General features: G+C 66.4%; 23 protein-coding genes. 8 read left to right on the top strand and 15 right to left on the bottom strand.

Annotation, left to right across the window (positions count from 1 at the left end; genetic code table 11):
• Positions 1-108 precede the first annotated feature (108 nt).
• The 4 genes from E5CHR_RS10520 to E5CHR_RS10505 all read right to left on the bottom strand — a co-directional run bounded on the left by E5CHR_RS10520 (position 109) and on the right by E5CHR_RS10505 (position 3415).
• Positions 109-1071 (bottom strand): succinylglutamate desuccinylase/aspartoacylase domain-containing protein, encoded by a 963-nt coding sequence (locus E5CHR_RS10520; RefSeq protein ID WP_162579627.1) that lies wholly within the window; start codon positions 1069-1071, stop codon positions 109-111.
• Positions 1068-2036 (bottom strand): Bug family tripartite tricarboxylate transporter substrate binding protein, encoded by a 969-nt coding sequence (locus E5CHR_RS10515; protein WP_162579626.1) that lies wholly within the window; start codon positions 2034-2036, stop codon positions 1068-1070. The genes E5CHR_RS10520 and E5CHR_RS10515 overlap by 4 nt, the downstream gene beginning before the upstream one ends.
• A gap of 97 nt (positions 2037-2133) precedes the next feature.
• Positions 2134-3024 carry a LysR family transcriptional regulator gene (locus tag E5CHR_RS10510; protein WP_162579625.1) on the bottom strand — a complete coding sequence of 297 codons (891 nt, stop codon included), beginning with the start codon at positions 3022-3024 and terminating at the stop codon, positions 2134-2136.
• A 127-nt stretch (positions 3025-3151) separates the two neighbouring features.
• Positions 3152-3415 (bottom strand): tripartite tricarboxylate transporter substrate-binding protein, encoded by a 264-nt coding sequence (locus E5CHR_RS10505; protein ID WP_162579624.1) that lies wholly within the window; start codon positions 3413-3415, stop codon positions 3152-3154.
• Between the two features lie 291 nt (positions 3416-3706).
• Here E5CHR_RS10505 and E5CHR_RS10500 point away from each other — a divergent pair, with 291 nt between their 5' ends.
• Positions 3707-4822: an NADH:flavin oxidoreductase/NADH oxidase gene (locus tag E5CHR_RS10500; RefSeq protein ID WP_162579623.1), complete on the top strand. Its 1116-nt coding sequence runs from the start codon at positions 3707-3709 to the stop codon at positions 4820-4822.
• Between the two features lie 3 nt (positions 4823-4825).
• Here E5CHR_RS10500 and E5CHR_RS10495 read toward each other — a convergent pair whose 3' ends face one another.
• The 4 genes from E5CHR_RS10495 to E5CHR_RS10480 all read right to left on the bottom strand — a co-directional run bounded on the left by E5CHR_RS10495 (position 4826) and on the right by E5CHR_RS10480 (position 9516).
• A complete protein-coding gene (locus E5CHR_RS10495) occupies positions 4826-5866 on the bottom strand; it encodes an AraC family transcriptional regulator (protein ID WP_162579622.1) in 1041 nt (346 codons plus the stop codon).
• 31 nt (positions 5867-5897) lie between these two features.
• Positions 5898-6881, bottom strand: a complete 984-nt coding sequence (locus tag E5CHR_RS10490) for a Bug family tripartite tricarboxylate transporter substrate binding protein (RefSeq protein ID WP_162579621.1) — start codon at positions 6879-6881, stop codon at positions 5898-5900.
• A 37-nt stretch (positions 6882-6918) separates the two neighbouring features.
• Positions 6919-7842 (bottom strand): alpha/beta fold hydrolase, encoded by a 924-nt coding sequence (locus E5CHR_RS10485; RefSeq protein ID WP_232062025.1) that lies wholly within the window; start codon positions 7840-7842, stop codon positions 6919-6921.
• Positions 7843-8019: 177 nt separating this feature from the next.
• Positions 8020-9516, bottom strand: a complete 1497-nt coding sequence (locus E5CHR_RS10480) for a M81 family metallopeptidase (protein ID WP_162579619.1) — start codon at positions 9514-9516, stop codon at positions 8020-8022.
• Positions 9517-9607: 91 nt separating this feature from the next.
• Between E5CHR_RS10480 and E5CHR_RS10475 the strand changes: the two genes are divergently transcribed.
• From E5CHR_RS10475 to E5CHR_RS10465, 3 genes are all read left to right on the top strand, one after another.
• Positions 9608-10588, top strand: a complete 981-nt coding sequence (locus E5CHR_RS10475) for a LysR family transcriptional regulator (RefSeq protein ID WP_162579618.1) — start codon at positions 9608-9610, stop codon at positions 10586-10588.
• 115 nt (positions 10589-10703) lie between these two features.
• Positions 10704-11672 carry a tripartite tricarboxylate transporter substrate-binding protein gene (locus E5CHR_RS10470; protein WP_162579617.1) on the top strand — a complete coding sequence of 323 codons (969 nt, stop codon included), beginning with the start codon at positions 10704-10706 and terminating at the stop codon, positions 11670-11672.
• Between the two features lie 78 nt (positions 11673-11750).
• On the top strand, positions 11751-12758 hold the full coding sequence (locus E5CHR_RS10465) for a zinc-dependent alcohol dehydrogenase family protein (RefSeq protein WP_162583669.1): 1008 nt from the start codon (positions 11751-11753) through the stop codon (positions 12756-12758).
• A gap of 54 nt (positions 12759-12812) precedes the next feature.
• Here the strand turns inward: E5CHR_RS10465 and E5CHR_RS10460 are convergent, their stop codons facing one another.
• The 3 genes from E5CHR_RS10460 to E5CHR_RS10450 form a co-directional block, all read right to left on the bottom strand.
• Positions 12813-13727 carry a polysaccharide deacetylase family protein gene (locus tag E5CHR_RS10460; protein ID WP_162579616.1) on the bottom strand — a complete coding sequence of 305 codons (915 nt, stop codon included), beginning with the start codon at positions 13725-13727 and terminating at the stop codon, positions 12813-12815.
• Between the two features lie 85 nt (positions 13728-13812).
• Positions 13813-15210, bottom strand: a complete 1398-nt coding sequence (locus E5CHR_RS10455) for a M20/M25/M40 family metallo-hydrolase (RefSeq protein ID WP_162579615.1) — start codon at positions 15208-15210, stop codon at positions 13813-13815.
• 455 nt (positions 15211-15665) lie between these two features.
• Positions 15666-15839: a hypothetical protein gene (locus E5CHR_RS10450; RefSeq protein ID WP_162579614.1), complete on the bottom strand. Its 174-nt coding sequence runs from the start codon at positions 15837-15839 to the stop codon at positions 15666-15668.
• A 35-nt stretch (positions 15840-15874) separates the two neighbouring features.
• Here E5CHR_RS10450 and E5CHR_RS10445 point away from each other — a divergent pair, with 35 nt between their 5' ends.
• The 4 genes from E5CHR_RS10445 (at position 15875) to E5CHR_RS10430 (ending at position 19886) form a co-directional block, all read left to right on the top strand.
• On the top strand, positions 15875-16423 hold the full coding sequence (locus tag E5CHR_RS10445; protein ID WP_162579613.1) for an alpha/beta hydrolase: 549 nt from the start codon (positions 15875-15877) through the stop codon (positions 16421-16423).
• 263 nt (positions 16424-16686) lie between these two features.
• The gene (locus E5CHR_RS10440; RefSeq protein ID WP_162579612.1) at positions 16687-18030 is read left to right on the top strand and encodes a C4-dicarboxylate transporter DctA; all 1344 of its coding nucleotides are present in this window, start codon (positions 16687-16689) and stop codon (positions 18028-18030) included.
• Between the two features lie 6 nt (positions 18031-18036).
• The gene (locus E5CHR_RS10435; RefSeq protein WP_162579611.1) at positions 18037-18735 is read left to right on the top strand and encodes a GntR family transcriptional regulator; all 699 of its coding nucleotides are present in this window, start codon (positions 18037-18039) and stop codon (positions 18733-18735) included.
• 86 nt (positions 18736-18821) lie between these two features.
• On the top strand, positions 18822-19886 hold the full coding sequence (locus tag E5CHR_RS10430; protein ID WP_162579610.1) for an AI-2E family transporter: 1065 nt from the start codon (positions 18822-18824) through the stop codon (positions 19884-19886).
• A 52-nt stretch (positions 19887-19938) separates the two neighbouring features.
• On the opposite strand, the gene E5CHR_RS10425 is transcribed toward E5CHR_RS10430, so the two are convergent.
• From E5CHR_RS10425 to E5CHR_RS10410, 4 genes are read right to left on the bottom strand one after another with little or no spacing between them, the layout of a single operon-like run.
• Positions 19939-20760, bottom strand: a complete 822-nt coding sequence (locus tag E5CHR_RS10425) for an ABC transporter permease (RefSeq protein WP_197893848.1) — start codon at positions 20758-20760, stop codon at positions 19939-19941.
• A complete protein-coding gene (locus E5CHR_RS10420) occupies positions 20757-21668 on the bottom strand; it encodes an ABC transporter permease (RefSeq protein ID WP_232062024.1) in 912 nt (303 codons plus the stop codon). The genes E5CHR_RS10425 and E5CHR_RS10420 overlap by 4 nt, the downstream gene beginning before the upstream one ends.
• On the bottom strand, positions 21665-22768 hold the full coding sequence (locus E5CHR_RS10415; RefSeq protein WP_162579609.1) for an ABC transporter ATP-binding protein: 1104 nt from the start codon (positions 22766-22768) through the stop codon (positions 21665-21667). Before E5CHR_RS10415 ends, E5CHR_RS10420 begins: the two co-directional genes overlap by 4 nt.
• A complete protein-coding gene (locus E5CHR_RS10410; RefSeq protein ID WP_232062023.1) occupies positions 22765-23808 on the bottom strand; it encodes an ABC transporter substrate-binding protein in 1044 nt (347 codons plus the stop codon). The genes E5CHR_RS10415 and E5CHR_RS10410 overlap by 4 nt, the downstream gene beginning before the upstream one ends.
• Positions 23809-23827: the final 19 nt, after the last annotated feature.

The following is a 23827-nucleotide window of genomic DNA, read 5'->3' as shown; positions in this document are numbered from 1 at the left end:
TAGTTGCATGACATGACCCCCGTACAACCAGGGGTTATGGGACCGAGGCAATCACCGTGCATCGGGCAGCGGCGCCGAAGGCAGCTGCCGTGCCGCCCGCGACGCCGCCTAGGAGCGCTGCCGCGCGTAGCGCACCACGGTGACGCCCGCGCGGGCCTGCCGGGTGGAAGGCATGACGAGAACGCAGTCGTCAAAGGGGGTCTCGACGGGCTCGCCGCCATTGATCCCGATCACCGAACCGGCGCGGGGGATGAGCTCGAGGGGCTGCAAGGGCCGGACGAAGCTGAAGTTCTCATCCTTCGCGACGACGGCGCCTTCGACCTCCAGCACCACGTGCGCCTCCGGTGCCGGCCGCCGCCAATCGGCCAAGGCGTCCGCCAGCACGCTCGCCTCGACCGCGCCCGTCGCGAGCAGGAAGCGATGGCAAGCGTCCCTGGCCACCGCGATCGAGGTACGGTCGCCGTGGAAGCCGCACTCGATCAACGCGGCCGTTCGCGCATCCGGCGAGCCGTCCGGCAGACCGAAGCGACCGAAGTCCCGCATCCGCACGCCGTCGGCATGTCCCGCATCCCGGACGATGTGGCGCACGGCGCCCAAGGCCTTAGCGAAGTCGACCGCCCTTCGGTGCGGGCCGGAAAGCAGCAACGGCGGACCGGGCTCGTGCATCGAATGCAGGTCGAGCAGCCAATCGGCGCGTTCCACGAAGGGTCGAAGCCGGGCCGCGCGGATCCGCTCCACGGAATCCGCCCGGGCGAGCCGTTGGTCCGACCACTGCCGGTTCATGTCCTCGTCGACGAATCGGGATGCGTCGTGGTGGGCGGGATCGAAACGGTCGAAGGCCGCGAGATTGCAGAAGGCCAACGTGAGCGCGCCCCGGCGCGGGCGCAAGCCGGCCTCCAGCAAGCCCAGGACCGCCCAGGCCCCGCACAGTTCGTTCCCGTGCACCAGCGAAGCAATCATCACCACGGGGCCAGGCTCGTGCGCCTCGAAGTGCCATACCCCTTCCACGCCCGTGTTGCCGCTGCGCCAGGCGCCGAGCGAAGGCCGGCCGACATCGAAGGTCGCGCTCATTCCTTGATCTTCGCGAAGTCCGCGATCCGCTGGTACTTGGCGTCTTCGTCGGCCAGGAATCGCGCCATGTCGACGCCGGGGGGAGCGATCCGAGCGCCCGTTTCCTCCAGCTTCTTCCTGAACTCCGGCGTCTGCAGGATTTCGTCGAGCGCTCTCCTGAGCCTGGCTGCCAGCGGTGCCGGCAAGCCCGGCGGCGCCATCAGGGCAAACCACACCGAGATGTCCATGTTCTTCAGGGCAGGATGCTCCGCGAGTGCCGGAATGTCCGGCGCGAAAGTCGAGCGCTGCTTCTCGGTGACGCCGAGCGCGACGATCTTGCCGCTGCGGATGTGGGGCAGCCCGCTGGAGAGCACGAACACGCCATAGCCCAGCGAGCCGCCCATGAGGTCGTTCGTCAGCGGCGCGACACCGCGGTACGGGATGTGCGTGACGAAGATGCCGGCCTGTTGCTTGACCATCTCGCCGGCCAGGTGCAGCGCGGTGCCCACGCCGGAGCTTCCGTAACTGAGGCGGCCGGGTGCGGCCCGGGCCGCCTTCAGGAAGTCGTCCACGTTCCTGGCGCCGCTCTGCGCTGAGGCGACCAGCACCATCGGCTGATAGGCAATGAGGCCGATCGGCGTGAAGTCCTTGTAGGTGTACTTCACACTGGAGGAAACGAGCCGGCTGATCGCGATCTCGTTGTTGGCACCCACCAGCAGCGTGTAGCCATCCGGAGCCGCCTTCGACACCTTCTGCGCCGCGATCGCGCCCCCTGCCCCGCTGGCGTTCTCCACGATGACAGTCGCCCCGAGCTTCTTCGCCAGCTGATCGGCCACGGCGCGGCCCGTCAGGTCCGTGCTGCCGCCGGGCGGGTATCCCACGACCACCGTGATCGGGCGCTCGGGAAAGGCGTCCCCTTGCGCGAGCGCAAGGGGACAGAGGGTGCAGAGAAGCGAAACGATCAAGAATCGGCGAATGGTGCTCATGGCAATCTCCTGTGGGTGGGTGCGGACCGATGGTGGCCCGCACGGAACATCTCCCCAGAGCCATTTCGGCACCAGTTGATGCCGATCCTGCACCGGCTCAGGCGCTGTCCACGGCCGACCACACGGACTCTGCGACCGGCCCCAGCCGCCGCTTCGGCCGCACGACCCGGACCTCGAAGCCGATCTGGAGCGACTTTCCTCCCACGGGCGCCAGGCGGCCGTCCTTGCAGGCGCCGACGGCCAGGGACCAGGGAAGCCACGCCACACCGAGTCCCTTGATCGCGTACTCGAGCAATGCGTCGGCCGAATCCGATTCGATGCGCTGCGCGAGCCGCGGCGCCTGCGCATGGTTGATCAGGTGGTCGCGCACGAGGCGGCCGAGGGCCAGCTTCTCCGAGTAGGCCAGGTAGGGGAGAGGCTTGGCGGAGCCCATGTCTCCGGTCGACGGCAGGAGCCCCGCCCGGGCCAGCGGCACCAGCTTGTCATGCGCCAAGGTGCGCTGAAGAAAGTGCGCAGAACTCAGGCGCACGGCGATGGCCGGGTGGTGATAGGCCAGCATGAACTCGGCCTCGCCCTGCTCGAGCCATTTCAAGGTCTCGGCCATCGAGCCTGTGCGCACCCTGATCTCGGCGGCCGCCGTCTTGCGCTTGACCCGGGCCAGCCAGTCGGCCGCGATCGTGCGTGCCAGGGTCCGGCCCGCGACCAGCGTGACCGTCTCGCGTGCGCTGGCATGCAGGCCTTTCAGGTCGTCACGTGCCAGGGCCATCGCCTGCACGGCCTCGACGGCATACTGCACCAGCCTGTCGCCCGCGGGCGTGAGCGCCACCGGCGCCCGGTTGCTCAGGACCAGCGGCGTGCCGGCCCATTGTTCGAGCGCTCGAATCCTTCTACCGAAGGCAGGCTGCGTCAGATGACGGCGCTCTGCGGCGCGGCTGAAGCTGCGGGTTTCCGAGAGCGCGATCAGGTCTTCGAACCATGCCGTCTGCATGGCGGCATTCTATGAACCTGCACGTGGAGCGACGCTCCGTCGTCGGGTCGATGGCTGGCTCAGCTCGCAGAACGCTCCGCCCGACCCGGCCAATGGCGGACAGCACCGCCGCCGGCCATGCGACCGCTCAAAAGAACGACCAAAGGACGAAATGCACGGACAGGCAGGCGAGACCGAGTATCGCCATGTATCTCTGCCCGCGGTAGTAGTCGTCTTGTTGCGCTGCCGGAAGACAGAGCAGGCCCACGAGCAGCCCTTCTTCCGCCAGTGTCGGCACGCCCGGAAGGGCGGCGACGCGACGCGGGCCCACGATGCCGATCGCGCGAAGCTTTCCCGCCTTGATCTGGGGAATCGAATTCAGATGCCCACGGCCTGGGAGGACGACTTCCACGAACCGACAGCAAGCTGGAAGTGCAGCGCATGGTCGAGTTCTCCGTCGACATGTTCCTTGCTGCCGTCGTGGCGGGGCCGGAAAACTTCAAGCGCACCCGGATCTAGCCGTTCTCGGCCAGGGGAGACGACGAGAGCGAGCGCAAGCCCCGACGCGATCACGGCGCGTCATCGTCCCGATCGGGCAAAGCCCGTCCCACCAGGAGCACACCGCGAGGCGGTGCTCTCTACCATGGTGAAAGAAGGCGCGGCGAGCGCTTTCGATCTCCTTCCACCCTGATGGTGTCAATTCTTGAGCAAGCTCTTTTCGCCGTGGCACATCGGCAACCTGTCCCTTTCCAACCGAATCGTCATTGCCCCGATGTGCCAGTACTCGGCGGTGGACGGAAACGCCGGCGACTGGCACACCGTCCACGTCGGCCATCTGGCCCTCTCGGGCGCAGGCCTGTTGGTGCTGGAGGCCACCGCCGTGCTGCCCGAAGGCCGCGTCACCCCCGGCGACCTCGGCTTGTATTCGGATGACAACGAGGCCGCCCTGGCGCACGCACTCCGCGCAGTACGCGCCCATTCGCCGATCAAGATCGCGATGCAACTCGGCCATGCCGGCCGCAAGGCTTCCAGCGACGCTCCCTGGCTGGGCGGACGGCAGATTCCCGCGGGCAAGCCCCCGGGATGGCAGTCCGTGGCACCGTCTGCCTTGCCGCATGCGCAGGGAGAGGATGTCCCGGTGGTGCTCGATGCGGCCGGACTGGCGCGCGTACGCGACGGCTTCGCCCGATCCGCCACGCGCGCAGGCCGCCTGGGCATCGATGGCATCGAGATCCATGCGGCGCACGGCTATCTGCTGCATCAATTCCTGTCACCGCTGGCCAACGCGCGCACCGATGCCTACGGCGGAAGCCTGGAGAACAGAATGCGTTTTCCGCTGGAGGTGTTCGACGCAGTGCGCGCCGCATTCCCGCCGGACAGACCCGTGTGGGTGCGGCTGTCGGCCACCGACTGGGTCGAGGGCGGCTGGGACATCGAAGACACGCTCGCCTTGGCCCAAGCGCTGAAAGCCCGCGGCTGCGACGCCCTCCACGTTTCCAGCGGCGGGGCTTCGCCTCTTCAGAAGATCGCGCCCGCCCCCGACTATCAGGTCGCGTTCGCACGACGGGTCAAATCAGAGACGGGGCTGCCGACCATCGCCGTCGGACTCATCACCGAGCCCGAGCAGGCCGAGGCAATCCTGGCAAGGGGCGACGCGAGCGCCGTCGCCCTGGCGCGCGCGATTCTCTACAACCCCCGCTGGCCCTGGCACGCGGCCGCCGCGCTGGGCGCGCAGGTGGAGGCTCCCCGTCAATACTGGCGCTCGCAGCCATCGGAGCACAGGAACCTGTTCAAGGGCTCCCGCATCGGGCAGCGCTGACCCTCATACCGGCGGAGATGCGCCGTTCCCGCCGCGTGCGGCTTGGGAGCGCCAGTCCGAGGCTGTGCACTCGAACGACTTCTGGAACCAGCGGGAAAACGAACTGAGGTTCTTGAAGCCTGCCGCATCGGCGACTTGCGTCATCGAGCAATCGGACCCATGCAGGGCCCGGCACGCGATATCGACGCGAACGCGCTGCAGCACGCTGGAATAGGTCTCGCCCTCGTGTTCCAGGCGGCGATTGAGTGTCCTGCGGTCGACACGGAAGTGCTCCGCGACCGCACTCGCCTCACAAGTGCCCTCGCCGATCATGCGCTGGATCACCCGGCCAACCTTCATCGAGAAGCTGCCTGGCGACCGCGGGAGGCTGGACGCCAGCTGGTCACGCGCCAGCTTGCGCAGAAATGGCGGCGACGTGACCAGTTGCCGCTCCAGGTCGCGTCGATCCAGGACCAGCCCGGACACCACCTGCTTGTAGAGGACCGGGCACTTGAAGAAGCGCTGGATGGCATCCGCGCGCGCCGGCCTGGGGAAGCCGAACGACACCAGGTCGGGCTGGAAGTTGTCGCCGATCAACCAACGGATCTGCATCGTGATGCCGACCAGGGCGTACTGCGTGCATTGAAACGACTCCTCTTGCGTTCGAGCCGAGATTTCGACGAAGACGAGGGGATTCTGGAAGCGCTTGTCCAACTCGATGAACGTGCCGTCCGCATGCAGCGTCAGGTGCGAGGTGTAGAAGTTGAGCGCTTCCTCGAGCGTCTCGGCCTCCCGCATGAGAAGGCTGACGGTGCCATAGTTGGGCGTCCCCCGAGCGATGGCCGCACGGGATGCAAAGTCCGGGCAGTCGGCCTGCCTGGCGGACTCTGCAAGCAGCTGCAGAAATGCGTCGAAGGAAATCTGGGTCTCATGATCCTCCATGCATCGCAGGTCCAGGCCGACGCGCTCGAACATTCTTGCCGGATCCAGGCCCACGGCGCGTGCGGCCTGCGGGTAGCCCAGAAGCGTTGCACTCCGGATGGCTCTGGCGGTTCGCATATCCATGTGGAGCTCCCCACTCGCCCACTCTTCGCCATCACTGCACGACGATGCGGCGCGTGCGAATCAGCGAGCCCCAGCGATCGTATTCGGTACGGATGAAGGCGGCGAAGTCGGAGGGGCCGCCGGTCATCACTTCGAAGCCGATCTCCTTGAGCTGCGCCTGGCCGGCCGGACTGGTGACGAATTCGTTCACGGCACGCGCCAGCTTGGCCTTCACGGACGCCGGGGTGCCCTTGGGCACCAGCAAGCCGCTCCAGGTCTCGGCAACGTACCCCGGAAAGCCCTGTTCAGCCACCGTGGGGATGGCCGGGTAGCCTGGATTGCGCTGGGCCGACGTCAGGCCCAGGATCTTCATGCGGCCGGCCTTGGCTTGCTGCTCGGCATAGGGCACCTGTACCAGCAGCATGTCGACCTGGCCCGCCAGAAGCGCTGCCTGTGCCGGCGCGCCCCCGAGGTAGGGGACATGCAGCATCTCGATGCCGCCGATCTGCTCCATCATGGCCCCCGCCAAATGGCCGAGGCTGCCCATGCCCCACGACGCGTAAGTGAGCCTTCCAGGCGATGCCTTGGCCAGTTTGATCAGGCCCTGCCCTGTGCCTTCGCTGAAGGTGGGGCGCAGCGCCAGCACCATCGGCAGCCGACCGAGCGGCGCCACCGGCTCCACGGCCGTCAGCATGTCGTAGCCCGTGTTGGGATAGATGTGCGGATTGATCGCAAGCTGGTCGGCAATGGCGTACATGAGCGTGTAGCCGTCCGGCTCGGCACGCACGACCGCCTCGGTTCCGATGCGGCCGCTGGCACCCGGCTTGTTTTCCACCACGAAGGGCTGGCCCAGGGCCTTGCTCAGTCCGGCAGCGAGCGCGCGTGCACCGACGTCCATGGGCCCGCCGGCGTTGTACGCCACGATGACCCTGACCGGCTTGACGGGATAGTCCTGCGCCGGCCCGCCGAACGTCAGCGCGGGTAGAAGGCACAGCATGAGGCCTGCAACGGCCAGTGAGAAGCGCTTCGAGAACATGTTCGATCCTTTGGGGGTGAGTTGGAGGGCAGTCTGGCTAGAGCGCATCCATCCAGGCCGTGATGGCTGTGTTCACATCGGCCTTGCGGTCCAGCATGATCCAGTGGCCGGCGTCGGTCCAAACATCGACCTTCGATCGGGGGTGGGAGAACCAAGGACGCATGCGCTCGGCCTGCGCCGGGTCGCGGCACAGGTGGTAGACGGGGACCGGCAGGCTTCTGCAGAAGCGCCCGCTCTCCTCGCCTACACCCACCTGATCGGCGCCCAGGAACAGCGGTCCGAAGGACTCGCGCACGACATGCATCGGCATGCCCTGCAGGCGCCTGGCGTGCCACCGCTTGTACGCCGGGTCGGTGGCGGCGTCGTAGAACAGCTCGAACAAGGCCGGCCCGACGACGCCGGGATCCTGCGAGGCCAGGTCGTCGGTGGTCTTCTGAAAGAGCGGAACAAGGTCGGCCGAGAATCCCAGGGACCCATCGACGGAGACCACCGCACTGACTAAGTCGGGCCGCCGGGCAGCGAGGCGCGCGGCGACCTGCGCACCCATCGAATGTCCCACGAGGATGAATCTTTGGCCGACGTACTTCGTGGTGAGAAGCGACTCGATGTCCGCCACGTAATCGGCAGGCTCGTATGCCCCCGGCGGCATGACCTGCGAGCGGCCATGGCCCCGCAGATCGACGGCAACGACGCGGTACCTGGCTTCGAGCACCGGCAACTGCCAGCTCCAGTCGTGGGAATCGCAGGTCCAGCCGTGCAGAAGCATCACGTTCGTGCCGGCACCGGATTCTGTATGGAACAGCGTTGCCGTCGGCTTCGCGGCAGCGGGCAAGCCGCCGCTTGCGCTCGCCGGGATCGGCTCCGCGCCTGCGCCGCCGCAACCTGCCGCAGCGGCGGCCGCGGTCGCCCCCGCGAGCGCCAGCAGCCCGCGTCGGGACAGATCAGTCCGGTTCGTCCTCAATGTGCAAATCCTCGTGTGATCCATGGGGTCCCCTTGTGCTGTTGTGGGAAGTTTCCGGATCGGTCTTGCGCGGCTTCAAGCCGCCAGCTGAGTCTAGGAATCGCCCGTCCAGCCGCTTTCCCAAATGGCGCGGAGCTTGACAAGATGGGACAAGTCGCAGGATTCATCGCGACCCTTTCAAGGACGAAGCCGCGTGGCCGGCGAGATCTTTCTCCACGGGAGATCTGCGGGGTCAACCGGCAGCATGCCTGGCGCCAGCGCGAACAGGATGTCGGAATCCGGCACCTCGACCAAGGACTCGAAGTCGGCCCGGAAGTGGTGAGAACTCTTGACGACGATGATCTTCATCGCCTCTGGGTGGACGCCCACCATTCGGAACAGCTCCCGGTCCTGGGCGCCGATCCTGCCGCTGGACACGACGACGAGAACACCTTCGATCTCCAGGCAGGCGCTCGGGCCGAGCTGGGTCTGGAAGCCTGTCATCTTCGGGCCCTTGAAGACGGTCACGCCATCCGAGAGAGCGGCCACGCGGAACGTGCCTTGGACCGGGGGTTCGCTTGCGCCCGTGGGCGTCTCGACGGATTCCCCGATCGAACATTGCAGGGTCTGGCCCGCGCCAGCGCGGTGGGCGAGTGCCGCGGCCGCCGGGTCGTAGAGTACCCCCAGGGCGACGCGGCCAGGGAACGCGTGGCCGGCTCTTGCGTCCAGCAGTGCGTGCAGCATGCCCGTGGTGGAGCTGGTGCCGCCGATGCCCGGGTTGTCCTGGGTATCGGCGATCACGACCGCAGCGCTGCTTCCGTGCGCGCGCTGAATCGCCGCCTCCACGGCCTCGCGGGCGTCCGGCGCGTCGAGGCGCCACTGCGTCGGTTCTGCCACGTGCGCGTGCAGCATGGCGATCGCCTCGGCGGCCCTTTCGCCGTGGGACCAGAGCACCGGTCCGCATTCCTCGAAATCCGAGGCCGGAAAGGCCATGCAAAAGCTGGAGACCGTACCGAAGCGCTCGTCGACTTGCTCGAGCAGCTCGTAGCAGCCCTTGGCGGGTTCGGTGGAAGTGCCCTGGACGTTGATCGAGATGAGAAAAGGAAGACGTTCGGAATGCAACGCCTCGCGCCTGCCATGTCGCAGCAGGCGCTCCAGCAACTCGGCTGCCCGTTCGCCTGTCTTGACGTAGTCGATATGGGGGTAGGTGCGGAACGCGACCAGCGCATCGGCCTGCTCCAGCATCGCGCGCGTCACGTTCGCGTGCAGGTCCAGGCTGGCCACGATCGGAACCGAAGGCCCGACGATGCGTCGGACCCGCGTCAGCAGTTCGCCCTCGGCATCGTCGAAGGACTCTGCCATGGCAGCGCCGTGCAGGTCGAGATAGACGGCATCGAAGTCCAGGCTCCGCACGTCGCCGAGGATGGTCTCGCAGACCCTCTCAAACGCGTCGTCGGTGACGTACGACGAAGGCACGGCGCCGCACCAGAGACTCGGGGCGATGGTCCACCCCCGCCGCAGCGCCTGGCGAACGAAGCCGGTGGCCGAGACATCCACCTTCGACAGCATCTCCAGCATGGCGGGCCCCTGGACAGGCTTGGGAAAGGTCTCGCCACGTTCGAAGGCTGCCCAATCCGCCCGGTTGGAGGCGAACGTGTTGGTCTCGTGCTTGAAACCTGCGACCAGTACCTGCATACGAATCCTTGTCAATGTGATGGACCGGATTCTTCGGCGCCGCACAGGCCGGCACAATCAACTTATAGTGCGGCCGATCTCAATGAAACTAATGAAAACGAGTGCCGCACCCTTTCTGTCGCCGTCGGTGCTCGCGTGGTTGCGCTGCTTCGACGCTGCGGCGCGCTGTGGCAGTTTCACGAAGGCCGCGCAGGTGCTCCATGTGTCGCAAGGGGCGGTGAGCCAGCAGGTCAAGAAGCTCGAGGACCGCGTGGGGCATGCATTGCTGTCGCGGACACAGGAGGGTTTGAAGCTGACACATTCGGGAGAGCAGCTTTTCACGGCCACCCGCGATTCCTTCAGGGGCCTGGAAAACGCTCTGCACCGCCTGGACCTCACCCGCATCCAGGAGCCCTTGAATGTGAGTTGCTCTCCCTCTTTCGCGATGTTCTGGCTCACGCTGCGGCTCGGGAGTTTCTACCGCGCCTATCCGCACCTGGCGCTGCGCATCGTGGGCGAATCCGACCGGATCGACGCGGCACGCATGGCACGCGAGAACATTGCAGCGGCCGTCCAGTTCGGCACGGTCGAAATCAAGGATGCGACCGACGTGGCGCTGTTCGACGAATGGCTGGTACCGGTCGCGACACCGGCATTCCTCCAGGCGCATCCGGCGCTGCGCAAGGCCTCCGACCTGAAGGGCGTCCACATGGTGCACGCCGCCGATCCCTGGGAAGGGACCGAGCCGACCGAGGAGTGGGCGACGTGGCTGGCCGCGGCGAGCGTCGATCTCCCGGCGTCGGCACTTCGCCAGGGGACCCAGTTCACCCATGCCTTCCTCGCCATACAGGCCGCCCTTGGCGGGCAGGGCATTGCCATGGGAAGGGCCGGACTGGTGCTGGGCTACCTGCTGCAGGGACGCCTGGTGGTCCCATTTCCGCAGCGCGTGAAGCTGCAGGCGTCCTATCGCTTCATCGGCAATCCTTCCTGCCCTGAAATGGCGACGCTGCTCGGCTGGTTCCAGGACGAGGCCAGCCGGTACACCCAGCAGCGCGATGCGCTGTTCGACAGCGCGCACATCGCAGAACACTGAGCACGCGCCGATGCATTAGCGGCACTGAGGCCCACCCCAGCAAGAGTGGGTTGCCTCCACCCGAGCCCATCGCAAGAATTCAGGCATTGAAATTCAGGGCTGGGGAGCCTCAAAAATGTTTTTCGATCTTGCAAGGCGAGCTTTCGCCCTCGGCCTGGCTGCGGCCATCGTCCACGTGAACGCCGGGGCGACGGATCGCTCGCAACCGATCCGTCTCATCGTCCCCACGCCTCCGGGCTCAGCAGCCGACGCGATGGCGCGGGCTTTGTCCGCGCCATGGGGCAAGAGCAGTGGCCGCCCCATCGTCGTCGAGAACATCGTCGGCGCCGGCACGACCATCGGCACGACGCGGCTCGTGCGGGCTGCCAAGGACGGCCTGACACTGGGCATCGTCAGTTCCAACCACACGATCAATCCGTGGCTGTACAAGGCGCTTCCGTATGACGCGATCGCGGATATCACGCCGATCGCGATGATCGGCAGCCTGCCGGCGATGCTGGTGGCCAACAACAACTTGGCCGCGAGCACGCCGGCCGAACTGGCGAGGCTGTCGAAAGCCTCGAAGACGCCGTTGGCGGAAGGGGTGGTCAGCGGGACCGCCTACCACCTGGTGAGCGAGATCTTCAAGGAACAGGCCGGCTTCACGACCACGCCGGTCCCCTACAAGGGCTCTGCGCAGGTGATCACCGACGTGATGGGAGGCACTCTGGACGTGGGCATCGTCCCGGCGCAGGCGGCGGCGCCGCTCGTCGCGGCGGGAAGGCTCAAGGGCCTGGCCGTGACCACCGCGGCGCGCACGTCGGTCGCGCCGCAGATTCCGACGCTGGCGGAAAGCGGCTTCCCGAAGTTCAAGGCGGAGATATGGCTCGCCGTCGCCGGGCCCGCCGGGCTCGGTGCGGCGGACATCGCCATGCGCCGCAAGGAGATCGAATCCGCCCTCGCGGCGCCGGAAGCGCAGCAGGCGCTCCAGCACCAGGGCATTCAAGCCATCCCGATGCGCCAGCCCGAGATGCTCCCCTTCCTCAAGAGCGACCTGGAGCGGAATCGCCTGGTGGTGCAACGGGTCGGCATCACGCTCAATTGATTCCCAAACCTCTCAGGAGCACTTCATGTTATCGACCACGTCTTGCCTTTCCACACCGCGCAGCGGGACGGCCCGGCCATGAGGGGCTTGCGCATCCGAGCCCCGGGGGGATTGGACAGGCTGGAGGTGGTGACGCTTCCGGATCCCGGTCCACCCGGCGCCGGCGAGATCCGCGTGCGCTTGCATGCGAGTTCGCTCAACTACCACGACTACCGCGTCGTCACCGGGGCCGCGGAGCCAGCGGACGGCCGCATTCCCATGTCTGACGGCGCGGGCGTGGTCGAAGCGGTGGGAGCCGGTGTCCCGGAGTTCAAGGTGGGCGACGCCGTGGTGTCGGTGTTCTTTCCCCAGTGGCGGGACGGTCCCCCGCAGGTGGGCGACTTTTCGCATACGCCCGGCGACGGCGTCGACGGTTACGCGCGCGAGGTCGTCGTGCGGCCGGCCCTGTGCTTCACGCGCGCGCCGGCGGGCTACAGCCACGCCGAGGCCGCGACGCTGACTACGGCTGGGCTGACTGCCTGGCGAGCGCTGGTCGTCAACGGCGCCCTGAAGGCCGGCGATGCCGTGCTGGTGCTCGGCACAGGAGGCGTGTCCATCTTCGCTTTGCAGATCGCGCGGGCGGTGGGCGCCACGGTGATCGCGACCTCGTCCTCCGATGCGAAGCTGGAGCGCCTGCGCGCGTTGGGCGCTGCGCACACCGTCAACTACAGGACCGAGCCCGCGTGGGGACGTGCGGTGGCCGAGTGGACCGGCGGCCGCGGCGTCGATCACGTGATCGAAGTGGGCGGCGCGGGCACGCTCGTGCAATCGATCACCGCGGCCGGGATCGGCGCACATATCTCGCTGATCGGCGCCCTCACCGGACGGTCGGGCGACATCCCGGCCGCGACGATGATCGTCAAGCAGACTCGCCTGCAGGGAATCGTGGTCGGCAGCCGGGCGGATCAGGAGAACATGATCCGGGCCCTGGAAGTCACCGGCATCAGGCCGGTCATCGACCGGAGCTTCCCGCTGGAGCAGCTCGTGCAGGCCTTTCAGTACCAGGAGGCGGGCCGTCACTTCGGCAAGATCGTCCTGGAGTTCTAGCGCGTCATCCGCCCACCCTGGCCATGGGCACACCGGCCAGGGAAACCCCGTGTCCTATTCGGACTCGACGCCGTGCTGCAAGGCGTACGCGGCCACTTCGTCGTGCCGCGCAAACCACACGCCACCCGGGAGGCTCTTGGCGTAGGTGATCAGCTCCTCGACGATCCAGATTCTCGAGCGGTTGGTGATGACGTGCGGATGCATGGTGAGTTCGAACAGCCCACCCTCCTGATAGGCGCCGTCGAGTTCGCGCTTGAAGATATCGAAGACTTCCGATGGCGCGGTGTAGGGGCGCAGCCCCTGAAAGCGATGCATCAGGAAGTAGACCGCGTCGTCCCGCACCCAGTCGAAGGGAAGCTCGACCACGCCAGTGGGCTTGCCGAACAACTCGAGCTCATAGCAGTCGTCGTCAGCCGCCATCGAGGAATCATAGGAGATGCCCAAATCGCACAGCAGCTGCAGCGTGTTCTCCGAAAAGTCCGCCGAGGGCGAGCGCATGCCCGTCGGGCGCTTTCCGGTCACTTTTTCAAGGGTATCGAGCGAGCGCATCATGAGGTCGCGTTCGTCGTCGAGTGCCAGCACCGAGTTCAGTTCGTGAATCCAGCCGTGGATGCCGATCTCGTGCCCGGCCTCCACGATGCGGCGCTGCTCGTCGGGATACAAGAGCGCGGTGACGGCGGGCACATAGAAACTGGCGGGCACGGCGTGCTTTTCCAGCAGGGCCAGGATGCGCGGAATGCCGATGCGATGGCCGTACTGGCCCCATGCCAGGCGGTTGATGGAGCGCCCTCCGTCACGCAACTCGTTGGTTTCGTGATCCGAATCGAATGACAGGGCGACCGCGACCTGCGCGCCGTTCTTCCATTTTCCCGGACGGAGACGGCGGCCGGCTCGCACGCGCTGCACCAGGCGACGCCACTCCTCTTCAGGCCACTGCCACGGCTGTACCGCATTCCGGTCGACTGTCATCACTGCCTTTCTGCGCAAGGACTGCGCGTTCTGTTGTTGCAAGGGGTCTGCGGGCCTGGGCCCGTTGCGAGCAAGCGTGGCCGGACTACGTCTCGGCCAGGAAGGAAAGCAGCGCCGCGCCTGTCCTGACGCCGTTCAGGAAGCAGTCGATGCGCAGGTTCTCATTGGGTGCATGGTTGGACTGGTCTGCGTTTGCGTAAGGAACGAGGAAGGCAGGCAGTCCCAGCGTTTCCGTGAACACGTAGTTCGGCAAGCTGGCACCCACCACCGGGTACAGCAGCGGACGCCGGCCCTGGCCGCTTTCGACTGATCTGAGCACTCTGGCCGTGAATGGCGAGGCCACCGGCGTCTTCGACGGCTCCATGCTGTTCAAGCGCATGACCTGGACGCCCGGCGCATGACGTGCAACGTGTTGCACGACCAGGTCGAACACATGATCGGCTGTCTGCGATGCCACCAGCCGCATGTCGCATTTGACGCTGGCCTCGCGGGGGATGATGGTCTTCATGCCTGGCCCGCCGTAGCCGCTGTGCAAACCGTTGATCGTGATCGTGGGGTGGAACATCAGGCGCTCGAAGTAGCCGCGGCCTCGGGGACCATCGAGCCCGGCTATTCCCAACTGCTCGCACAACAGCGGGACATCCATCGGCAGTGCCTCGACGGCCTCGAGTTCCGCCGGCGTGGGCAGATCCACCGTGTCGTACAGGCCATCGATGGTGATCTCGCCCGAAGGGTTTTTCATCGTCGCCAGCAGCTGGACGAGTGTCCACGCCGGATTCGGCACGACCCCGCCGAAGTTTCCGGAATGCACATCCTGCCTCGCGCCTCGCGCATGGAGTTCGAAGTTCAGAAGCCCTCGAACCCCCATCTGCACGACGGGCGCTCCCGACGGATGCATGGATCCGTCCGCAATCACCACCAGATCCGCGTTCAGGCGATCCTTGTAAGTCCGAACGAACTCGGGAAGGCTGGGACTGCCCACCTCCTCCTCGCCGTCCAGCATGAAGATGACGTTGCAGGGAAGTTGCCCATGCACCTGCAGATGCGATTCGATGGCAAGGATCTGCGCGTAGTGCTGGCCCTTGTTGTCCCCGATGCCGCGAGCATAGATGCGCTCGTCGCGGATGGTCGGCTCGAACGGCGGGGAGAGCCAGGCCTCCAGGGGTTCAGGGGGCTGCACGTCGTAGTGGCCGTAGAAGAGCACGGTGGGAGCCCCGGCCTTTTGGGTCCATCGCCCCAGCACGACGGGGTTTCCCTGGGTGGGCCAGATCTCTGCTTCGAGCCCCATCGCCAGGAACTTGACCATCAGAAGCCTGGCCGCGTGGTCGATGCCGATGCCCTGCGCGCTGATGCTCGGGTGCGACGCGTAGGCGATGAGGTCCGAGACAAAGACGTCTGCCTTCGCTTCGATGAAGGAAAACACGGCCGCGAGCGCGGCATCACCCTTCTCGGTCGGTAGCCTATTTGCACTTGCTGTGCCCATGTTCCCTCTCAAGTTAATCTCCACAGGTGGCTTCGGTGTCAATGTAAGAGGGTCTTTGCGAGGCCAATTGACCTGGCGGGACTGGCCTATTCCGCTTGGGACACCCACGGCAGGAACGGCGCCGGCGGATACCGCGGCCGGCGCGGACCGGCCCGCACAAGGCTACAAGTCCTACTGACCGCGCCAAGCGCAGCCTCGTGCTGAACCTCAAGATGCCGGTAGGCGTGGAGGTGCTGCGCAATCTTCAGCCCAGGCCCACCCGCGGCTCGCCGACATCACGGCGCGCGCGCAGAACTTGGATCTCATGGTGTCCAAGGCGCGGCTGCACGGCTGGATCGACAGCGCGACCGGCGACATCCGTGCGCATGTGGAGCGGCATTGATTCCGCATGCGATCATGAACTCCGCCTTGCGTTGCTCGAGCCATTTCAATGGCGCGGCGCATGCGCCCGAGTCTCAGAGCAGCTTGCGCACGAACGCCTTGTGCAGCACCACCCCGCGGCGCACCGGCGGGCGACGCTCCACGACCTGGAAGCCGGAGCCGGCGAAGAAGGGCTCCGCCGTCTTGCTGACATCGGCGGTGAGCTCGCCCAGACCAAGGATTTCGGCCTCCCGATGGATGCGCTCCATCAGCACGCGCCCGATGCCCGATCGATTTCGCGCCGGTGACAGATCTCGGGGGCGATCTCACAGCGCTGGCTGAGCAGGTCGAACGAAGCATCGCCTGGGTCTCGCGCCATGCATCGACTTTCGGGGGCGACGCAAGACGCATCCACCTCTCGGGTCATTCTTCCGGGGCACATCTCTTGGGCGTGGCACTCACCCGCGACTGGAAGGCTCGCAACTGCGTTGATCCTCGAACCCTGCGGTCCGCGTTGTTGCTGAGCGGCATCTACGATCTGGAGCCCGTCAGCTTGTCGGAGCGCAGCCGCCATGTTCAGCTTGGCGATCCCGACGTTGTTTCGGATCTGAGTCCTGTGCGCAATGCAAGGACCTTCGCTTGCCCGGTGGTGGTTGGCTACGGATCTCTCGATATGCCGGAATACCAGCACCAATCGAAGGCATTTGTCGATGAACTGAAATCAAGCGGCAAGCAGGCTGCCTTGCTGAAAGCAGACTTCTACAACCACTTCGAACAACTCGAAACCTTGGGCAATCCGCTTGGAACTTTTGGCCGTGTCGCGCTGGGCCAGATAGCGTCACATCATTCTTGAAAGATAGCGTAGGAGAACAGCTTGAGGTCGCGGCACAGGCCACGAAGCAGCGGCAGACGTTGCGAATGCCGGCTCCTGCGTCATGACAGAAGTCGGCAATGGGCACCCAACAACCTGTTCGGTCATTTATTGACCTAGAACAGCTGCATTGCCGCAGCCCCCGACCCCGGGAATACCCGCACAGAAAATCCCGAGATCTTGCCTACATTGCTTGTATGCAAGATCTTCCTCGTCTTGCATGCAACCCCTCACGGAGACAAGGCATGCCCCGCTTCGCCAAATCACTCTTCGGTCAGGTGGTCATCGCGCTGGTGCTCGGCGTGGCGGCAGGCCTGTTCTTTCCCGACTTCGCCGTCAAGCTCAAGCCGCTGGGCGACGGCTTCATCAAGCTGATCAAGATGATCATCCCGGTGCTGGTCTTCTGCGTGGTGGTGCACGGCATCGCCGGCGCAGGCGACCTCAAGCGCGTGGGCCGCGTCGGCGTCAAGGCGCTGATCTACTTCGAGGTGCTGACCACCATCGCGCTTGCGCTGGGGCTGGTGCTGGCCTTCGTGTTCAAGCCCGGCGTGGGCATGAACGTGGACCCGCGCGCGCTCGACCCGGCGGCGATGAGTGCCTATGCGTCGAACGCCGACAAACTCACCAGCGGCGGCACGGTCGAGTTCCTGATGAAGCTGATCCCGACCACGATCGTCAACGCATTCGCCACCGGCGACGTACTACAGGTGCTTCTTTTCGCAGTGCTGTTCGGCTGCGCACTGGCACTGCTCGGTGACCTCGGCAAGCCGGTGGCCGCGGTGGTGGATTCGCTGTCGCTGGTGCTCTTCAAGATCATGGGCATCATCATCAAGCTGGCGCCTCTGGGCGTGCTGGGCGCCATCGCCTTCACGGTCGGCAAGTACGGCGTCGGCTCGCTCAAGCAGCTGGGCATGCTGGTGGTGCTGTTCTATGCCTCGGTGTTCATCTTCGTGTTCGTCGTGCTGGGCTTCGTGATGAGGTTGTCGGGCTTCAGCCTGATCAAGCTGCTGCGCTACCTGCGCGAGGAGCTCACCATCGTCTTCGCCACCACCTCGTCGGACAGCGTGCTGCCGCAGATCATGGCCAAGCTGCGCCACATGGGCATTCGCGACTCGACAGTGGGCCTGGTGATCCCCACCGGCTACTCCTTCAACCTCGACGCCTTCTCGATCTACATCACGCTGGCGGCCGTGTTCATCGCGCAAGCGACCAATACGCCGATCTCGATGTCGGACCTGCTGGCCATCCTTGCGATTGCACTGGTCACGTCGAAGGGCGCGCACGGCGTGCCGGGCTCGGCCATCGTGGTGCTGGCCGCGACGCTCCATGCCATTCCCGCGATTCCCGCGATCGGGCTGGTGCTGGTGCTGTCGGTGGACTGGTTCATGGGCATCGCCCGCGCATTGGGCAACCTGATCGGCAATTGCGTGGCCACCGTCGCGATCGCGGCCTGGGAAGGCGACATCGACCGGGAGCGTGCCCGCGCCGTGCTGGACGGCACCCACTCGCCCGAGGACGAGCCGCTGGCCGAGCCGGATTCTCCGGTTGCCGCCGCACACGCGATCCAGGCCGTTCATCCCGCACACTAGGGAGCCATGACCGACGTCACGCCCACCACCATTGCCGCACGCGTGGTCGAGGCCATCCTCGCCCAGAAGCTCGCGCCCGGCGAACGCCTCGGCGAGCAGCAGCTGGCGGAAAACTTCGGCGTCAGCCGCACCATGGTGCGCGAGGCGTTGATGCAGCTGCAGGCGCGAGGCTTCGTGGAGGTGCAGTCGCGCCGCGGCTGGTACGTGGTGGAGCCCTCGGCCGAGGAAGCACGCGATGCCTTCGCCGCGCGACGCATCATCGAAGCGGGCATCCTGGCCGAGTCGGGCCGGCCGCTGTCGAAGGTGATCCGCAAGCTGCGCGAGCACATCGCCGACGAGAAGCGCGCCATCGCCGGGGCCGACGCCGCCACCCGCGCCTTCCTGCTGGCCGACTTCCATGTCTGCCTGGCCGATCAGATGGGGCACCGGCTGCTGTGCGACGTGCTGCGCGACCTGACGGCGCGCACCACGCTGGCGGCCACGCTCTTCCAGTCCACGCACGAGGCCGGTCAGTCCTGCGCCGAGCATGCCGCCATCGTCGCCGCGCTGGAGGCCGGCGACATGAAGCGCGCGCGCCAGCTGATGCTGGACCACATCGGCAACGTCGAAGAGGCGCTGGAGGCGGAGGTTGCCGCCAGCCCCGCTGCGGACGAGCGCCTGCGCGCCACGCTGGCACCGGTGGCACTGCCGCGCGCCTCACGCTGAGCGCTGCCCTCGCCGTGCCCGGTGGCACGGTCACGGGCTTCCCGCTGACAGGGCCATGGCACGGGCCTCGGCTAAAGTCGCCTGGCATGAATTCACCTGATCTGCAGCGAACGGTCTTCCTCCTGCTGCTGGCGGCCGTGACGGCCGCCTTCCTCTGGATCCTGCTGCCCTTTTTCGGCGCGGTGCTCTGGGCCGTGGCGCTGGCGATCTTGTTCACGCCGCTCTACAAGCGGCTGCTCAAGCGCATGCCGGGGCGCCACAACCTGGCGGCGCTGACCACGCTGGCGATCTGCCTCGTGATCGTGATCATCCCGCTGGCCATGGTGACAGTCTCTCTGGTGCAGGAGGCCTCGCTGGTGACGCAGCGCATCCGCACCGGCGAGATCAACTTCGGGCGCTACTTCCAGCAGATCCTCGGCGCCTTGCCGCAGTGGGTGCTCAACCTGCTGGACCGCTTCGGGCTGGGCAACGTGGAATCGATGCTCTCGCGCATCGCCCAGGGTGCCGCCCAGACCGGCCAGCTCGTCGCCACGCAGGCACTCAACATCGGGCAGAACACCTTCGATTTCCTGGTGAGCTTCGCGCTGATGCTTTACTTGCTGTACTTCCTGCTGCGCGACGGCACCGCGCTGTCGAAGACCGTGCGCCAGGCATTGCCGATGGCGCGGCCGCACACCCACTTCCTGCTCAACAAGTTCACCACGGTGATCCGCGCCACGGTCAAGGGCAACGTAGCGGTGGCGGCCGTGCAGGGCGCGCTGGGCGGCCTCGCCTTCTGGGTGCTGGGCGTGCAGGGCGCGCTGCTCTGGGCGGTGCTGATGGCCTTTCTCTCGCTGCTGCCCGCGGTGGGCGCGGCGCTGATCTGGCTGCCGGTGGCGATCTATTTCCTCACGACCGGCCACATCTGGGAAGGCGTGGCGCTGATCGTCTTCGGCGTGGTGGTGATCGGCCTGGTCGACAACGTGCTGCGCCCCATCCTGGTGGGCAAGGACACGCAGATGCCTGACTACATCGTGCTGATGTCGACGGTGGGCGGCATGGCGCTGTTCGGGGTGAACGGCTTCGTGATCGGTCCGGTGGTCGCGGCGCTCTTCATGGCGGCGTGGGACCTGTTCGCCTCGTCCAACGAGGAGGCTGAAGGGCCGCGCTAGAAGCGAATCCGGGTGCCCCGGGGGCGCGGCACCCTCCTCGCTGCGTTGCCGCTCAACCGAAGCGCAACGTGCGCAAGCCCACGGTGCGGTCTACCCACACCACGGCTATCAGCGTCAGCACGATGCTCAGCGTCGACACCGCAGCGGCCGTCGGGTCGAAATCCCAGCGCAGGTAGTCGAACAGCTGCAGCGGCAGCGTCGTCATGCCGATGCCCTTGAGCAGCAGCGACATGTTGAACAGGTCGAACGAAATGACGAAGGCGAACAGCGCACCCGTGATGATGCCCGGCTTGATAAGCGGCAGCGTCACGCGCACGAAGGCGCGCCACGGCGACGCGCCGAGGCTGCGCGCGGCCTGCTCCAGCGAGGCGTCCTGGTTGTAGAGCGACGACGCCACGTTGGTGAACACATAGGGCAGCGTCACCAGCACATGGCCCACGAGCAGGCCGAACATCGTGCGCGTGCCGATGCCGCTCGCATACAGGAAGAACAGCAGCGCAATGGCCGTGAGGATCTCGGGCAGCATGAGCGGCAGCATCAACATCATGCGCAGCCATTCGCGCAGCCGCGTGGCATGGCGCACCACGTAGAGCGCACCGGCCACGCCGATGAGGGTCGAGCACACCGTCGCGATGGCCGCCACCTTCAGCGAGGTGCCGATGGCCCGCATGAAGGCCTCGTTGGCGAACAGCGCACCGAACCAGCGCAGCGAGATCCCCTGCGGCGGAAAGGTCAGGAACTCGCCCGCGTTGAGCGACATCATCACGATGACAGCGATGGGCAGCACCAGGAACACATAGACCGCGCCGACATAGGCCAGCCCCAGCCCGTCGGCCACGCGCGTGCCCACGGCCTTGCGCTTGTTCTTGCTCATTGCAGGCCTTTCATGAAGCGGCCCGAGAGCCGCGCATAGATGCCCACGGCCAGCATGCCGCAGGCCGACAGCACCAGCGCCTGCGCTGCGCCGGCCGGCCACTGGAAGTTGTCGATGAGGTTCTGCACCACCAATACCGACATGGTCTTGACCTGCGCGCCGCCCAGCATCACGGGCGTGACGTAGGCGCTCAGCGTGAGCACGAACACGAGGATGGTGCCGGCCTGGATGCCGGGCCAAGACATCGGCAGGATCAGCCGCCAGAACACCTTGAGCCGCGACGCGCCGAGCGAGCGCGCGGCCTGCTCCAGCGACGGGTCGATGCTCTGGATCACGCCGACCAGCGGCAGGATCATGAAGGGCAGGAACACATGCACGAGCGCGATGGTCACGCCCAAACGGTTGTTCATGAGCTGCAAACCGGTCTGCAGCAGCCCCATGTCGATGAGCGCGCGGTTGACCACGCCGTTGCCCGACAGCAGGATCAGCCAGCCGAAGCTGCGCACCACGACGCCCACCAGCAGCGGCGACAGCACCAGCACATAGAGCAGGCTGCCCCAGCGCGAGCGCGTGCGCGCGAGATGGTAGGCGACGGGGTAGCCCAGCAGCAGGCAGATGGGCACGGTGGTGAAACCGAGCAGCATCGTGTCGGCGAGCACGCCAAGGATGTAGCCGTCGCCCAATGCGTTGGCGTAGTTGGCGAGCGTGAAGCCCGCGCCGTAGGGCGCGCCCACGGCCGTGGGGCGCAGGCTCATGCCGATGATGTTGACATACGGCAGCACGAGGAACACGCCGATCAGCACCAGCGCCGGCGCAATGAGCCAGACCGCGCTGCGCCCCGGTCGCCGCGCCTTGGTGCGCCACGTGCCCGCTGCGGGCGCGGCGCCGGAGGTCATCACGGCGCTCATGGCGTGGATGCGACGATCCAGGCGTGCCCCGGATCGAAAGCGAAAGCCGCGTTGGCGCCGGCCTCGAAGCGCTGCCCCGGCGAGGTCTGCACCAGCAGGCTCTGCCCGCCCGCGCACTCCACCGTGTGCTCGACCGTGCTGCCGAGGAAGTAGGCCGAGCGCACCAGGCCGCCGTAAGGACCGTCGTTCATGAAGCGAACCGCCTCGGGGCGGATCGTGACGTGCACGGGTTGGCCCGTGACCAAGGGCTGGTCGTGCGACGCCGGCACGCTGCCGAGCGCGGTGCTCACGCGGTAGGTGGGATAGGCGCCCGCCGCGTCGGTCATGCCCTCGACATGGCCTGCGATGAGGTTGGAGCGGCCGATGAAGCGCGCCACCTCCACGCTGCGCGGGCGCATGTAGATGGCCTCGGGCACGTCGAACTGCAGCAGCTTGCCGCCGAGCATCACGGCCACGCGGTCCGACATGACCATCGCTTCCGCCTGGTCGTGCGTCACGTAGAGCGTGGTGATGCCCACGCGCTTTTGCAGTTCGCGGATGAACACGCGCATGTCTTCGCGCAGCACCGCATCGAGGTTGGCCAGCGGCTCGTCGAGCAACAACAGGCGCGGCTCGATGACCAGCGCGCGCGCCAACGCCACGCGCTGCTGCTGCCCTCCCGAGAGCTGGCGCGGGTAGCGTTCGGCCATGTTCGTGAGCTGCACCATCGCCAGCACGTCATCGATGCGGCGCTTGCACTCGGCCTTGGCCGTGCCGCGCATCTCCAGGCCGAAGGCCAGGTTGCGCCACACCGTCAGATGCGGAAACAGCGCGTAGTTCTGGAAGACCATGCCGATGTCGCGCTTCTCGGGCGGCAGGTCGGTGATGTCTTCGTCGTTCAGGCGCACGCGGCCTTCGTCCGGAAACTCGAAACCCGCCACGCAGCGCAGGGTGGTGGTCTTGCCGCAGCCGCTCGGGCCCAGCAGCGAGATGAATTCGCCCTCCTCCGTCTGCAGGTCGAGGTGCGCGATGGCCGGGGCCGGCGCGTTGTCGAAGCGCTTGCGCAGACCGTCGAGCTGCACGCGCGTGGTGCGCGGTGCGGTGGTGCCCGGGGTGCTCACTTCATCTCCCGGTTCCAGCGGTCGGTGATCGCCGCCACCTGCGGGTTGACCTGGGTCCAATCGAACTGGAAGATCGACTTCATGCGCTCGCCGCTCACGGGCACGTCCTTGGCCAGTTCGGGCGAGAGCTTCGCCTTGACGTTGGTGGGCGAGGTGAAGAACTCCTTGGCCATCATCTCCTGGACGTCGGGGCGCAGGATGAAGTCCAGGTACTTGTACGCCTCTTCCTTGGCCGGCGCGTTCTTCAGCACGTTGAACGACTGCTCGAACGCCAGCACGCCTTCGGTGGGCACCACCATCTCCACGGGCACGCCCTTTTTCTGCAGCGCCACGATCTCGGGAAAGTCGATGACAGCCACCGTCACGTCCCCGCGCGTGAGCATGGTCGAGAGCGTCCCGCTCCAGTCGGCCTGGGTGAAGGGCAGCAGCTTCTTGATCTCGACGAAAGCGCGGTCGATGGCGTCCTGCGAGCCGCCGTAGAGTTTGGCGGTCATCAGCAGGAACAGCATCGCGGCGGTATTGCCGATCTGGTAGAGGCCGATCTTGCCCTTGAACTCGGGGTTGCTCCACAGGTCGGACCACGACTTGGGCGGCGTCTTCACGAGGTCCTTGCGGTAGCCAATGCCGATGGTCGACACGATGGCGCGCACGCCGTTGTCCTCGGGATTGCGCAGGATGGGGTAGGCGCTCGCGAGGTTGGGCACCTTCGCCGCGGGGATGGGCTCGAAGTAGCCCTCGGCGCGCACCAGGCTCGCGATGTTCTCGTTCACCATGAGGATGCTGTAGGGCGGCTTGGCAACGCCCGCGGCGCGCAGGTTGGCGACGAAGTTCTTGCCGAGGCCCACGTCGAGCGTGGTCTCCACGCCGGCCGACTTCAGGAACATCGGCATGAGGTCCGAGCGCCAGAATTTTTCCCAGCGCCCGCCGTAGGTGTTGACGACGAGGTTCTGAGCGGCAAGCGAAAGGCCGGGCGTGGCCAGGGCGGACATGCCGGCTGCGGCGGCCATGGCCTGGAGGATGTCGCGGCGATTGAATTGCATGATGTGGGGTTCTTGAAAG

The organism is Variovorax sp. PBS-H4 (assembly GCF_901827205.1).
Classification (GTDB): Bacteria; Pseudomonadota; Gammaproteobacteria; order Burkholderiales; family Burkholderiaceae_C; genus Variovorax.
This window is presented reverse-complemented; position numbering and strand designations above follow the sequence as displayed.

Excerpts from the sequence above, each read along its gene's own strand:
- E5CHR_RS10460 (WP_162579616.1), bottom strand. The coding sequence starts at position 13,727 with ATGACAGTCGACCGGAATGCGGTACAGCCGTGGCAGTGGCCTGAAGAG.
- E5CHR_RS10515 (WP_162579626.1), bottom strand. The coding sequence starts at position 2,036 with ATGAGCACCATTCGCCGATTCTTGATCGTTTCGCTTCTCTGCACCCTC.
- E5CHR_RS10510 (WP_162579625.1), bottom strand. The coding sequence starts at position 3,024 with ATGCAGACGGCATGGTTCGAAGACCTGATCGCGCTCTCGGAAACCCGC.
- E5CHR_RS10435 (WP_162579611.1), top strand. The coding sequence starts at position 18,037 with ATGACCGACGTCACGCCCACCACCATTGCCGCACGCGTGGTCGAGGCC.
- E5CHR_RS10490 (WP_162579621.1), bottom strand. The coding sequence starts at position 6,881 with ATGTTCTCGAAGCGCTTCTCACTGGCCGTTGCAGGCCTCATGCTGTGC.
- E5CHR_RS10450 (WP_162579614.1), bottom strand. The coding sequence starts at position 15,839 with ATGGAGCGCATCCATCGGGAGGCCGAAATCCTTGGTCTGGGCGAGCTC.
- E5CHR_RS10455 (WP_162579615.1), bottom strand. The coding sequence starts at position 15,210 with ATGGGCACAGCAAGTGCAAATAGGCTACCGACCGAGAAGGGTGATGCC.
- E5CHR_RS10480 (WP_162579619.1), bottom strand. The coding sequence starts at position 9,516 with ATGCAGGTACTGGTCGCAGGTTTCAAGCACGAGACCAACACGTTCGCC.
- E5CHR_RS10440 (WP_162579612.1), top strand. The coding sequence starts at position 16,687 with ATGCCCCGCTTCGCCAAATCACTCTTCGGTCAGGTGGTCATCGCGCTG.
- E5CHR_RS10495 (WP_162579622.1), bottom strand. The coding sequence starts at position 5,866 with ATGGATATGCGAACCGCCAGAGCCATCCGGAGTGCAACGCTTCTGGGC.
- E5CHR_RS10410 (WP_232062023.1), bottom strand. The coding sequence starts at position 23,808 with ATGCAATTCAATCGCCGCGACATCCTCCAGGCCATGGCCGCCGCAGCC.
- E5CHR_RS10420 (WP_232062024.1), bottom strand. The coding sequence starts at position 21,668 with ATGAGCGCCGTGATGACCTCCGGCGCCGCGCCCGCAGCGGGCACGTGG.
- E5CHR_RS10520 (WP_162579627.1), bottom strand. The coding sequence starts at position 1,071 with ATGAGCGCGACCTTCGATGTCGGCCGGCCTTCGCTCGGCGCCTGGCGC.
- E5CHR_RS10430 (WP_162579610.1), top strand. The coding sequence starts at position 18,822 with ATGAATTCACCTGATCTGCAGCGAACGGTCTTCCTCCTGCTGCTGGCG.
- E5CHR_RS10425 (WP_197893848.1), bottom strand. The coding sequence starts at position 20,760 with ATGAGCAAGAACAAGCGCAAGGCCGTGGGCACGCGCGTGGCCGACGGG.
- E5CHR_RS10475 (WP_162579618.1), top strand. The coding sequence starts at position 9,608 with ATGAAAACGAGTGCCGCACCCTTTCTGTCGCCGTCGGTGCTCGCGTGG.
- E5CHR_RS10465 (WP_162583669.1), top strand. The coding sequence starts at position 11,751 with ATGAGGGGCTTGCGCATCCGAGCCCCGGGGGGATTGGACAGGCTGGAG.
- E5CHR_RS10470 (WP_162579617.1), top strand. The coding sequence starts at position 10,704 with ATGTTTTTCGATCTTGCAAGGCGAGCTTTCGCCCTCGGCCTGGCTGCG.